Origin of the sequence: Pseudocolwellia sp. AS88 (assembly GCF_030551755.1) — a bacterium.
In the GTDB taxonomy this organism is placed as follows: domain Bacteria; phylum Pseudomonadota; class Gammaproteobacteria; order Enterobacterales; family Alteromonadaceae; genus Pseudocolwellia.
On sequence record NZ_JAUPEC010000001.1, the window covers coordinates 342,018 to 355,950 of the forward strand.

Genomic DNA, 13,933 nt, shown 5'->3' on the forward strand with positions numbered 1-13,933 from the left:
GGTTGGTAACCATAACTGGCCAAGCTTATGATTACCGGGGGGAAGGGGGATATATTTGTGTTATAAATGTGCAAGTAACTTATTAGGTAAAATCTATTGCTCGCTCAAACTAGACACAAATGATTTAGCTTTTAGTTGACGGTCAAATAATAATGGATAATCTGTGCGACCAGGCATTGGCCAATCATTTCTCCATGTATTTGCATCACTAACACCCCAAAAGGTAACGCGCTTGATAACGTTTTGATGTTTATTAAATATTTTAAATAACGCTCTGTAACGATCTCCTAACTCATTTTCTACTGATTCAGGTAAAGCTGTAGGGTACGGGTTAAAAGAATCTTGTAAGGCAATGTTAAGTGATACATCCGCACCCATGTTTTCTTCATCTGGAAATGGAATAACTGATACATCTAACTCAGTAATTAAAACATCCATATTTAAAGCGCTATAAGCTTTAATAGAGTCTTCAATTTCATTTAATTCAGGTGAAGTTAAAGAGTAGTGAGCTTGCATGCCTACACCATCAATACGTATACCTTTATCTTGTAAGCTTTTAACTAATCTTAAAACACCGTTACGTTTTTCTGGCTTGTATAAGTTGTAATCGTTGTAATAAAGTTTAGCTTTTGGAGCGGCTTTTGCTGCCATAATAAAAGCTTGTTCGATAAAGTCGTCTCCAATAATTGTAGACCATTTAGACTCTCTCAAAGAACCATCTTCATTTAATGCTTCGTTGACTACATCCCATGCATCAATTTTACCTGCATAACGACCAGCAACCGCATTAATGTGATCTTCCATACGCTTAAGTAATTGAGCTCTATTTAATGGTTTACCCTTTTTATCTTCAAATACCCAATCAGGTACTTGCGAATGCCAAACGAGTGTATGACCGGTAAAGAAATGGTTGTTTTTGTTTGCAAACTCAACCAATGCATCGGCTGCTTCAAAATCGTAAACACCTTCAGAAGGGTGAATTCGTTCCCATTTCATTGAGTTTTCTGGGGTAATTGCATTAAATTGTTGGTTAACAAAAGGTAGCACGTCGGTGGATTGACCTATTATTTGCTCACGACTTAAAGCGGTACCAATTTTGTATTTATCTAAAAATAAGTCTTTTAGTGCAACAGAATCGTTTGCATTACTTTCTGTTATTAATGCTTGTGCACTCGATGTGTTTTCTTGAGTATTATTATTATTGGAGTTAATACACCCAGACAAAGCCATTGTAATAGCAGGAATTAGTAATATAGTTTTAAATGATTTTTTATGTGACATAGGAATTATCTTCTAATTGTAATTATGACTATTACTATAAGCGTTTAGCATGGAAAGTTTCAATAACTTTTAACAATAAATTGATTTTATTTTCCTTACTTATTGATATTAAATAGTTTATTTATATGTTCTTGGTATATTTTTATTTGCTTATAACTCGACTTAAAGCGTATTACATAAGTAACTGTTAAATAAAAACACTACTCGATTTGCTAATTATCTATTTTTTGATATTGGACTTAATAAGCGTATTATATTTTTTAGATTTTGCTTTTTAAATAAACGGCAAGTTACCGGTAACATCATAAGTTATTAATATTATTAATGAAAAATCTATTTATTTTCCATAATATTAAATCGATTTATTGATTTGTTAATGTGGAATATGTATCCTCATCTCAATCAAATAGTCTATATAACTATATAGGTAGATAAGTAGGCTTTTCTATCTAATATATAACGTACTGCATCAAATGAGTTAAGAGCCAAATTATGCACCATAGTTCATCTAACATACCAAGCACAGTGCTTGATGAAGAAAAAATCCCTGACGATTGTATTAGCAGCCTTACTGTAGATAACCTTATTTTTACTTTGCACGACAGCAAGCTTAAAGTTTTGTTAGTAAAGTATAATAGAGGCCTAGCGAATAATCAGTGGGGTTTGATCGGACACTGGGTTAGACGCGATGAAGATCTTAAAGATGCAGCATTACGTGTTGTTAAAAAAACAACAAATGCTGATAACCTTTATCTTGATCAACTAGGTGCTTTTGGTGATGTTGACCGTTATCCTGCAAGTCGAATTATCACTATTGTGTATTACTCATTGGTTAGATATGAAGAAACAGCTTTAATTTCGGGTGAGAATGCACTTTTATGTGAATGGTTTGATGTTTACGACTTACCTAAACTTATGTTTGATCACTCTGATATTTTAGCCGCTGGTTTAAATTACTTAAAATATAAAGTACGCCATGAACCTATAGGCTTTAACTTATTACCTGAAAAGTTTACTTTATTAGAGTTACAAGAAATTTACGAAGCTATTCTTAATAAATCTTTAGATAAACCTAATTTTCGCCGTAAATTTCAGAAAATGAACTTATTAATAAACTGCCAAGAAAAACAGAAAAAGGTAGCGCACAGAGCTGCAACACTTTATCGATTCGATATCAATGAATATGAAAAGCTAAAAGAATTTGGTTTTACCTTCGAGTTCTAACTCAGCAGTATTCCATTATTAAAGCCTAAGTTACTTTTGGCTCTTATCTAAAAAGACAACATTTGTTGTCTTTTTTGTTTTAAATCTTTGTTCTTTTAATAGCTGCTTTACATCTAACTAAATTAGATATAGTATTTTCGACTATATCGATAATTAGACCATGTAAGTTGTAGGTGGATTTTAATGAACAATAAAAATAATAAATTAAGCATAAAAGAAAAATTTGGTTATGGGTTAGGGGATACAGCAAGCAACATCGTTTTTCAAATGGTTGCTAATTTCATGTTGATTTTTTACACCGATGTTTATGGTTTGTCAGCGGCAGCAGCAGGTACTTTACTGTTAACTGTAAGGTTATTTGACGGCTTTACTGATCCAATTATGGGAAGTATTGCTGATAGAACACGAACAAAGTGGGGCGCGTATCGTCCATACTTACTGTTTTTGGCAATTCCTTATGGTGTATTTGCGTGTTTAGCTTTTATAACCCCAGATTTCGATTCAACAGGTAAACTTATATACGCATACATCACTTACGGATTATTAATGACCTGTTATACCGCGATCAACATTCCTTATGGAGCGTTAGGTGGTGTTATGGTGAGTTCTCCTAAAGAGCGAGCTTCATTGCAATCTTATCGTTTTGCAATGGCAATGGCAGCATTAGTTGTGATTGTTTGGGCTTTACCTAAACTTGTAGAATTTTTTGGTGAAGGGGATGATCAACTAGGTTATCCGTTAGCTATGGCATTTATGGGAACGCTTGCGGCTATATGTTTTGTTTTTTGTTTCAAAATGACCAAAGAAGAACCTCTCCCTCCTGTAGAAGGAAATCGTAAAAGCGCCTTCAAAGAATTTTTCTCACTATTTAAAAACGATCAGTGGATCATTATTGCTGCAATTAGTTTAGCAACTTTAACCTTAATAGGTATTAGAGCGTCTGTTGCTCCCCACTATATTAAATATTACGTGGGTGAAGAAGACTTAATATCATCGTTTCTTACCATCGCTGCCATCGGCTCGGTATTAGGTGCAGTATCAACTAACTTTTTAACTAAATTTTTTGAAAAGAAGGTTTTATTTCAAGTCGCTATAGTAGTGGTTATTATTTCTCATAGTCTTTTTTACGTTATCGATTCAAGCCAAATTACCGCCATTTTCATTATTTATTTCATCGCAAATTTTGCTCATATGATGATCACACCCATAATGTTTTCTATGGTTGCAGACACAGTTGATTATGGTGTACTTAAAACGGGTAAACGCTTAACGGCAATCACATTCTCAGGGCATTTATTAGCGATAAAATTTGGTTTCGCTATTGGTGGTGCATTAGCTGGTTGGATACTAGCTAGTTACAACTATGTACCTAATCAAGCGCAAACTGAAGATACCTTAAATGGCATATTACTCGCATTTGCTGGCATTCCAGTTATTTGTATGGTGTTGAGTTTGATACTTGTTAAAAAGTATAAGTTAACCGAATTAGAAGTAGAAAGAATTCAATCAAAGATTGAGCAAGATGGAATAAAGGCATAATAACTTAAGATTTATTGAAGAAATAATAGAGCAACTTAGTACTGAGCTTAGCGTCAATACCAAAGAACTAAGTTGCCTTGTTATTTGTTTTATCGGTCTAGAAAGCGATTAAAAAAATTTAGTAAAACATTATAGATAAACCCATTTATTAAGTATTAATAATTTCAGCACAGTCATAGGGAGATTTTATGACAAGTAGTAATCAAGCAAAGGTTCAAACTGACACAACTTTGAGTCATGCAGAACAAATTCAATTAAAAGATTTAGAACGAGCTAAAACTTTAAAACAAAAAAGTGAGCCTCTTGTAAGTCATATTTATACCGCAGATCCATCTGCTCATGTTTTCGATGGCAAAATTTATATTTATCCATCTCACGATGTAGAGTCTGAAACGAGTATTAATGATGATGGTGATCATTTCGCAATGAATGACTATCACGTACTTTCGCTAGATCCAGAAGATTTTAGCGCTACAGATCATGGTGTGTCACTTTCTGTTGCTGATGTTCCTTGGGCTGATAAACAAATGTGGGCGCCTGATGCAGCTCATAAAGATGGTACCTACTATTTTTATTTTCCTGCGCGAGATAAAGACGGGATTTTCCGTATTGGTGTTGCTTCTGGTACCTCTCCAACAGGCCCATTTACTGCTGAAGAAAATTATATACAAGGTACCTTTAGTATAGATCCTGCTGTTTATGAAGATGACGATGGTAGCTATTATCTTTATTTTGGTGGTTTATGGGGTGGTCAATTACAAAATTGGCACAATGGTGAGTTTTCTGAAGAAGATATATATCCAGCAGACGACCAACCAGCATTAAATGCAAAAATGGCTAAGCTTTCACCAGACATGCTTGAACTAGCAGAGGAGCCTAAAGACATTGTAATTATTGATGAACATGGTGATGCAATTACCGTGGGTGACAATGATAGACGATTCTTTGAAGGTCCTTGGGTTCATAAATATAACGATGTTTATTACTTCTCATACTCTACGGGTGATACTCATAAAATAGCCTATGCTACAAGTGACTCTCCGTATGGTCCTTTTACGTATAAAGGGGTTATTTTAAACCCTGTATTAGGCTGGACTAACCATCATTCAATTACCTGTTTTGAAGGTAAATGGTATTTGTTTTATCACGACAGCAGCTTATCAGGCGGCCAAACTCATTTACGTTGTGTAAAAATGACTGAACTTATTCATGATGAGAACGGCAATATTGAAACCGTAGATGCTTACGAAGCAGAATAAATTTTTTGCTCAAAATAGATATAGTCCATTGTACTTTATGGTGAGGTGTTTTAAATGCTCTAACCAAAAGTAGTAAATTAACAGGCTATATATATGAAATTAAAGGGAAAGGTGGGTAGGGGTATCTATATTTCCTGATGTTAAAAATAACGATAACTATATAAAAAAGTATAAAGAAAAGTAAATTTTAAAAAAATAATAACATAAAGAAATGCACAATTACCTTATTGTCATATTGAATATAATGTGTTAGAAATGGTAATTGTCATTTTGACAATAATTAAATAAATTATAAAATTATAAGAAATAGGGGATACATATGTTCAATAAAAAGATATTAACTACCTCAATATTAGCTGCTCTTAGTACAATCACAGTTCCGTCTTTAAGTTATGCTGAAGAAGCAGAAGTTAAAGACGTTGAAGTAATAACTGTTTCTGGTATTCGTGGCGGCTTGATAAGAGCTATGGACTTAAAACGTGGCTCAGAAGGTATTGTTGATGCTATTTCAGCAGAAGACATGGGGAAATTTCCAGATACTAACTTAGCTGAATCTTTGCAACGTATTACAGGTGTTTCAATCAGTCGTGATAATGGCGAAGGCAGCCAAGTTACTGTTCGTGGTTTTGGAGCAGCAAATAATTTAATTACTTTAAATGGTCGTCAATTACCCACTACAACCGGTAACAGAACATTTGATTTTGCGAATATTGCTTCTGAAAGTGTTTCAGCTGTAACTGTTTATAAAACATCAAATGCAGCGGTTACTTCAGGTGGTATCGGTGCAACAATTGATTTACAAACTCATAAACCTCTTAATTATAAAGAAACTAAAGCATCAATAGGTGTTAAGTTTGTTGAAGATACATCTACAGATCAAGGTAGCACTACACCTGAATTAAGTGGTATTTACTCAACTACTTTTGCCGATGAAACTTTTGGTGTTTCTATTTCTGGTAGCTACCAGGAACGTGAAAGTGGTATGCAACAATTTACTGACTCTCAAGGTTACAGAGCGAGTGAATACACAAATGCAGGTTGGGGTGGTGTACCTGCTGGTGAAGCTGGTGGTACGAATAGACCGACTAGTGGTATTTATTCAAACCCTCAACAACCACGTTATGTCTTTGAAGAACGTCAACGTGAACGTGTTAATGGTCAATTAGTTTTACAATACCGACCTGTAGACAATATTACAGCGACTTTAGATTACACTTTAGTACGTAATACAGTTGAAACACAGCATACCGATGCTTCTGTATGGTTCAACTATGCTGGTGATAGAAGTGAATCAGTTTGGGCTGGTGAGCCTAATGCTTACCCACTTATTTACTCTGAAGTATATGAAATTAATAGTGATGCAGATCTTAAAGACACTTCATTAACTGTAGGTTCTTGGGGTAATGAACAGAAAACTGATTCAATTGGTTTAAATATTGAGTGGCAAGTTAATGATGAACTTACACTTGTGTTAGATCATCACGATTCTAAAGCTTCTTTAGGTGCTACCGATCCACGTCACGGCACAGGTAATAACATTCAACTACCTTCATACACACGTACTCGCACTGGTTTAGATTTAACGGGTGGCTTACCAGGTATAGCTACCGGCGATATCGACTCTTTTAATCCTGAAACTATGCGCTTGTCAGGTAGTTGGTTCGCAAACGATAAATATTCTTCAGAAGTTAACCAAACACAATTAAGTGGTGAATACTTTATTAACGACAACTTAAGTATCGATTTTGGTGCTGGTGTTAATACTGTAAATAACCATTATCGTCATACCCAAGTGCAACGTGCTGATTGGGGTGGTGTTGGTGTTGAAGGTGATTTCGCTGATATTAACTGGCGTGAAGACACTATCTTAGATAAGTTCCAAGAAAAGCCAGGCAACTTTGATGGTACAGCAACACAGTCAGAATACGATTTATTTGACCGTATATTCTTTGCTGATTTTGATGAAATAGTACGTGCCGCTGAATTTGCAGATCCGGTTGCAAATGTGGACACATTATGGGGTGATTGTTTAGCTCCTGAAGGTGCTTCAGCAGGTCCAAATGGAGAAGGTCATTTCTGTCCATCATCTAATTTTGATGCCGATACCAATCGTTTTACTGAAGAAAAAACAACATCTTTCTTCTTCCAAGTTAATTACGAAAGTGAAATTGGCGATATGCCTTTCAGTGCTTACTTAGGTCTTCGTCATGAAAAGACAAAAGTAGACTCAAGAGCAACAGCTCCAGGTTACAGCAGCGTAATTTGGAGTGAAGCAACTTCTACAGCAGTAACCGGTGTAACAGGTATTCAAACACAAGTTAAAGGTGCAGAATACAGTCAGATTTTACCTACTTTAAATATCAACTTAGAAGTAACAGATGACATTACTGTTCGAACGGCGCTAAGTAAAACGATCTCACGTGCAAGTTATGGTAATCTACAAGGTGGCACTTCGGTTAATACTGGTGGTACTTTAAGTGGTTATTCAGGAAGTACAGGTAACCCAGAACTTAAACCTCTAGAGTCTATTAACTTTGATTTGTCTGGTGAATGGTATTACGAAGAAGGGAGTTATGTATCGTTAGGTTATTTTAGAAAAGACGTAACGAACTGGATAACTAATGTTTCACAACCATCTCAAATCTATAACTTACCTAATCCATTAGACGGTGAGAAATATGATGCTGCAGTTGCTGCTTTACCTTCTGGATCATCGCTTGCGCAAATTCGTGATTATATCTTTGAAAATTACGCTGATGATCCAAATGTACAACCTACATTTGATGAATTTGGCGAACTAGACGGTGGTACTATTATTGGTGATCCACTTACCGATAACGTAGTAACATTCGGGCTTAATGTACCTGTTAATGGCGATAATAAATACACGATTGACGGTTTAGAATTTAACGTACAACACTTGTTTGGTGATTCAGGTTTTGGCGGTATATTTAACTATACAATGGTTGATACAGACCTTGCTTATGACAATTCGTCTCTTGAAGATACTGAAGCCCTACAAGGGTTAAGTGATACGGCTAATGTTGTTGCTTTTTATGATAAAGATGGGTTACAGGCACGTATTGCTTATAACTGGCGTGATCAGTACTTAAATGAGCGTCGTATAAATGCTGATTTAACTGCACCTATTTATACAGAAGCTTATTCTCAACTTGATTTTAATATCAGTTATGAAATTCCAGCTGTTGAAGGGTTAACTGTATTTTTTGAAGGTATTAACATTACTGATGAATACACTAAAAATGTAGGCCGTGTGAGCCAGTTGACATATCAGTTAACACAAACAGGCGCTCGCTACGCTTTGGGTGCTAGATATAACTTTTAATATCTATACTGTGTGAGTAAAAACAACATTTAAAAGCCACGATAATCGTGGCTTTTTTGTTGGTTTTTTTCTATTTGCAAACAATAAAAATATTCGTTGGTCAAACTGGTAATTATAAATTTTACTTGTTATAGTCAAATAAACATTAAGGTGTTTTTTTTGATTTGTTATTTAGCATCAAATCAGTTTAAAAGGAATTTCAATTCGTTGTGAACTAACCTCCTAACGGATAAATATCATTACTAATATTAAAAAGAATACTTTTTAAATTGTTGAGTGGTTAAGTGGTACATATGCAATCAGAAATAAAAAAGATAATAATAGTGGGTGGTGGTAGCGCAGGGTGGTTAACTGCTGGCTTAATTGCAGCTAAACATATAAAAAATTCTGCGGCGAATACCCTAACAAATTCAGTTTCAATTACGGTTATTGAATCTCCAAATATACCAACTATTGGTGTGGGCGAGGGCACTTGGCCTTCAATGCGAGAAACATTAAAAACCATAGGTATTAACGAAGCTGATTTATTTACTCAGTGTGATGCAAGCTTTAAACAAGCTTCAAAATTTGTGCACTGGGAAAACGCTCCTGGCACATGCGATATAAATCATTCTGCAGCAAGTGCATATTTTCATCCTTTCTCTTTACCATCAGGCACAACAAAACTAGATTTAGCCTCATATATTGGTGAGCAATATTCTAATAGTTCACAGGCACAAACGTTTGCTCAGCATGTTTGTTTTCAATCTGTATTGTGCGAACAAAATTTAGCACCGAAACAAATTACTCATAAAGCTTACGATTACGTGGCTAATTATGGCTATCATTTAAACGCCACAAAATTTGCTCAGTTATTAAAAGATCATTGTTTAAATAAACTTGGCGTTGAGTACCTTTCATCTCATATCACACAAATCAATAATGATGTAGAAGGAGATATAGCATCAGTTACAACAGATTCCGTAGGCATTGTTGCAGGTGATTTGTTTATTGATTGCTCTGGTGCTCAATCTTTATTGTTAGCCAAACATTATCAAATTCCATTTTGTTCAAAAAAATCTGTGTTGTTTAACGATTCAGCCCTTGCGGTGCAAATACCTTACGATGACGACGATGCTGTAATAGCTTCTAGTACAGTTTCTACTGCTCAAACAGCGGGGTGGATTTGGGATATAGGATTGCAATCTCGCCGAGGTGTAGGTCACGTTTATTCTAGCCAACACATAACAGATGAGAAAGCTGAAGAAGAGCTGATTGAATATATTAAGTCTTCCACCAGTGCGAAACAGCGTCAGTCACTTTCTATAAGAAAGTTATCGTTTGAACCTGGTTATTATGAAAAGTTTTGGCACCGGAATTGTGTTGCTGTGGGAATGTCTGCAGGTTTTATAGAACCGCTAGAAGCATCAGCTTTAGCTATGATTGAGCAAGCTGCAAAAATGATTTCAGAACAACTGCCTGCTAATAAACAAACAATGAAAATAACTGCTAAACGTTTTAATGAAAAGTTTAGTCAGCATTGGCAACAGATTATTGAATTTTTGAAGCTACATTACGTGTTATCTAAACGTGAAGATTCAAGTTACTGGCTAGCAAACAAAGAATCGTCAAGTATTCCACAATCCTTACATGAAATGCTTGAGTTATGGCAGTTCCAAACACCATCTTCTTACGACATTACTCAAAGTACTCCTTTGTTTCCTGCAGCTAGCTACCAGTATGTTTTGTATGGAATGAACTTTAAAACTCAGCCAATAAGAACAGCTAATAGAGATACAAAAGCTATTCAGCGATTACTTCTAGATGTACAAAACAAACGCCAACATTTAGCCAAAGCTATGGGCTCTAATCGAGAATTAATTAACAAAATTAAGCAATTTGGATTATCACAGATTTAATCATTTATATTTTATAAATGACGATACATAAGTTACGAATTACAAATAAAAAATAATATAACAAACATAATGATACAACGGGGAAGCACATGACAAATCATGTATTACTAAACAATATTGAACATAAAGACTTAAAGATTAACCTTGAGCGCTCAGCGCAAATGGGTGACAACGTTTGGTATACGCAAACATTTCCTATGGAGTTTAGAAGTGCTCAAGCTCATTATCCGATTTTATTTCAGAAAGACAACGGTACCGGCCAAATAACGCCAGTAACCTTGTTTGGTTTTGAAAACGACAATAACTTATTTTTGAAAAACGGTAAATGGGACGCTGCTTATATTCCTTTAGCAGTACAACGTATGCCTTTTTATATCGGCTTTCAAGAAAGCACAGTTGACGGAGTAACAGAGAAAAACCGTGTACTTACTTTAGATGTAGAATCACCTAAAGTGAATAAAACGCATGGCGCAGATCTGTTTTTAGAATACGGTGGTAATAGTGATTACCTAGAACATATCGCTAATGTTTTAGAAGCACTTCATCATGGCCTACAAGAAAATTCAGCATTCATTGAAGCGCTAACAAACTGTGAATTATTAGAAGCAGTAACATTAGACATTGAATTAAATGACGGTAGTAAAAATCAGTTAATGGGCTTTTATACCATCAATGAAGATAATCTGAATAGCCTATCACAATACAAATTAGCAAAGCTGCACAGCCAAGGCTATTTGCAAGCAATCTATATGGTCATCGCTTCTCAAGTTCATATTAATGATCTTGTTGCACGCAAAAATACTCAAATAGCGCTATAAATATCTTTTTATGCTAGCAATAAACAGTACAGTTAAAACTCTTTTTAACGTCAGTCCACACAATATCACGCAAGAGATATTAACCTCTGATGTGCCTTTAATTCTAAAAGGTTATGGTGATGAATGGCCAATTGTAAAAGCTGCACAGCAATCCCATCAGCAGGCGGTTAACTACTTACAGAAAATGGAAAAAGGCGTTACGGTAAATGCTTGTTACTTAGAGCCTAAAGAAGCAGGGCGAATTTTCTATAACGAAGATATGACAGGCTTTAACTTTGAAACAAAACCTAAAATATTAAGTGATGTCCTAGCAGAAATTTTAGAGCAAGTGACAAGCTCATCACCTAAAACTATTTATATTGGTTCAACAAGCATTAATAACGTACTCCCTGATTTAGCAGAGCAAACTCAGGTATCGCCTTTGTTATCTAATAGTATTTTTAACATCTGGCTGGGTAACAAAAGTAAAGTGGCAGCTCACTTTGATTTTTTACAAAACCTAGCGTGCTGTGTTGTGGGTAAAAGACGCTTTACTTTATTCCCTCCAGAGCACGTTAAAAATCTTTATTGTGGACCATTAGATAGGGCTCCTGGTGGACAAGCCATCAGTATGGTGGATTTTGATTCTCCTGATTTCGAAAAATTTCCTAAATTTAAGCAAGCGATAGATGCTGCTTTAGTTGCCGAGCTTGATGCGGGCGATGCTATTTTGTTGCCTAGTATGTGGTGGCATCATGTTGAAGGTCTTGAAGATTTAAACGTGCTACTTAATCACTGGTGGAGAAATAGCCCCACATATATGGGTAATCCAACCGATGTATTACATCACGCTATGTTAAGTATTAGAGATTTACCCAAAGCACAACGACAAGCATGGAAACATGTATTTGATCATTATGTGTTTGATCATAATGAAGAAGAATTCTCGCACATCAGTGAACACGCTAAGAGTATTCTTGCGAGTCCTTTAGACGAAATACAAGCCAGAACTTTACGAGCACATATCCAAAACAAATTAAGACGTTAACTTAAACGTTTACTGTTTAAATAATTATAAAAATAGGTAGTAGATCATGAACTCAACAGCGATTAAAAATGTAGTGATTGCAGGTGGCGGAACAGCGGGGTGGATGGCTGCAGCTGCATTCGGCAAACTACTTGGTAAAAACCTCAACATTACGTTAGTAGAATCAGATCTTATCCCGACGGTAGGTGTCGGTGAAGCTACGATCCCAACATTACATATTTTTCATGATCTGCTAAAAATTAAAGAAGCAGATGTGATGAAAGCCACTAATGCGACATTTAAATTAGGCATCGCATTCGAAAACTGGCGCGATGTAAATCAAGACTACATTCATTCTTTTGGTTATTTAGGTCAAGGCTGTTGGGCGGCAGGATTTCAACATTTTTGGTTGAAGGGCAGACAACATAATATGGTGAGTGAAATTGGTGACTATTGCCCAGAACATGTAGCCAGCAGAGAAGGTAAATTTGCTGTAGCACCTAAGCAAGACCGTAATTATGCATTTCATCTTGATGCCGGTTTATACGCTAAATTTTTAAGAGAGTTGGCTGAAGCTCATGGCGTAAAGCGTGTAGAAGGGAAAATTAATCAAGTTAATGTGAATGAAGAGAATGGTTTTATTAAATCAATAGCTTTAGAAAACGGTAAAGTGATTGAAGGTGATTTATTTATCGATTGTACTGGCTTTAAAGGTATGTTGATTGAAGAAGCCTTACATACCGGTTACGAAGATTGGAGCCATTGGTTACCTTGCGACAGTGCTATTGCAGTACAAACCAAAATACAAAAGAAAACGGTACCTTATACACGTTCTATTGCGCATCAAGCTGGTTGGCAATGGCAAATACCTTTGCAAAACAGAATGGGTAATGGCGTAGTATTTTGCAGTAAACACTTATCAGACGAAGATGCTAAAGCATTACTACTCAAAAATATTGAAGGTGAATTACTTAACGAGCCTCGAGTGATCAAGTTTAAAACTGGTACTCGTCGTAAGCACTGGAATAAAAACTGTGTTGCTGTTGGTTTATCGAGTGGCTTTATTGAACCGCTTGAATCCACAAGCATTCATTTGATCCAGCAAAGTATAATTCGTTTAATGCAAAACCTACCCTCTAAAAATATGGAACAAGCAAGCGTAGACGATTTTAATAATAAAATGCGTTTTGAAATAGACAATATTAGGGACTTTATTGTATTGCATTATCATGTGACTCAACGAGCAGACAGCCCATTTTGGCGTTATTGTAAAAATATGGAAATCCCAGAATCGTTACAGCAACGCATCGATTTATTTGTTGAAACAGGTAATGCTTTTAAAACAGAACGTGAGTTATTTGGTGAAACCTCATGGATCCAAGTTATGATCGGTCAAGGTTTAATGCCTGAACACTACCATCAAATTGTAGATATGATGTCTGATACCGAGCTGAAAGGCTTTTTAGATAATATAAGGACGACCATTGAACGACGTGTAAAATCTTTACCTGATCATAACGAGTTTATTCAAAACTATTGTAAGTCGAGCATGGTTTAATCTT

At 35.6% G+C, this 13,933-nt stretch carries 9 protein-coding genes; 8 read left to right on the forward strand and 1 reads right to left on the reverse strand.

The genetic code is table 11. From position 1 onward, the window contains the following. Window positions 1-93 precede the first annotated feature (93 nt). Window positions 94-1,281: an endo-1,4-beta-xylanase gene (locus tag Q5N69_RS01420; RefSeq protein WP_304366922.1), complete on the reverse strand. Its 1,188-nt coding sequence runs from the start codon at window positions 1,279-1,281 to the stop codon at window positions 94-96. A gap of 492 nt (window positions 1,282-1,773) precedes the next feature. Between Q5N69_RS01420 and Q5N69_RS01425 the strand changes: the two genes are divergently transcribed. From Q5N69_RS01425 to Q5N69_RS01460, 8 genes are all read left to right on the forward strand, one after another. Then, window positions 1,774-2,505: an NUDIX domain-containing protein gene (locus Q5N69_RS01425; RefSeq protein WP_304366924.1), complete on the forward strand. Its 732-nt coding sequence runs from the start codon at window positions 1,774-1,776 to the stop codon at window positions 2,503-2,505. Between the two features lie 183 nt (window positions 2,506-2,688). Beyond that, window positions 2,689-4,044, forward strand: coding sequence for a glycoside-pentoside-hexuronide (GPH):cation symporter (locus Q5N69_RS01430; RefSeq protein ID WP_304366926.1), 1,356 nt, complete (start codon window positions 2,689-2,691; stop codon window positions 4,042-4,044). A gap of 188 nt (window positions 4,045-4,232) precedes the next feature. Continuing rightward, window positions 4,233-5,303 carry a glycoside hydrolase family 43 protein gene (locus Q5N69_RS01435; RefSeq protein WP_304366928.1) on the forward strand — a complete coding sequence of 357 codons (1,071 nt, stop codon included), beginning with the start codon at window positions 4,233-4,235 and terminating at the stop codon, window positions 5,301-5,303. A 319-nt stretch (window positions 5,304-5,622) separates the two neighbouring features. Further along, window positions 5,623-8,649 (forward strand): TonB-dependent receptor, encoded by a 3,027-nt coding sequence (locus Q5N69_RS01440; RefSeq protein ID WP_304366930.1) that lies wholly within the window; start codon window positions 5,623-5,625, stop codon window positions 8,647-8,649. Between the two features lie 293 nt (window positions 8,650-8,942). After that, the gene (locus Q5N69_RS01445; RefSeq protein ID WP_304366932.1) at window positions 8,943-10,547 is read left to right on the forward strand and encodes a tryptophan halogenase family protein; all 1,605 of its coding nucleotides are present in this window, start codon (window positions 8,943-8,945) and stop codon (window positions 10,545-10,547) included. A gap of 89 nt (window positions 10,548-10,636) precedes the next feature. After that, the gene (locus Q5N69_RS01450) at window positions 10,637-11,365 is read left to right on the forward strand and encodes a SapC family protein (RefSeq protein ID WP_304366934.1); all 729 of its coding nucleotides are present in this window, start codon (window positions 10,637-10,639) and stop codon (window positions 11,363-11,365) included. A 10-nt stretch (window positions 11,366-11,375) separates the two neighbouring features. Next, complete coding sequence (locus tag Q5N69_RS01455) at window positions 11,376-12,392, forward strand: cupin-like domain-containing protein (RefSeq protein ID WP_304366936.1); 1,017 nt, start codon at window positions 11,376-11,378, stop codon at window positions 12,390-12,392. A gap of 46 nt (window positions 12,393-12,438) precedes the next feature. Next, window positions 12,439-13,929, forward strand: a complete 1,491-nt coding sequence (locus tag Q5N69_RS01460; protein WP_304366937.1) for a tryptophan halogenase family protein — start codon at window positions 12,439-12,441, stop codon at window positions 13,927-13,929. The last annotated feature ends 4 nt before the right edge of the window (window positions 13,930-13,933 follow it).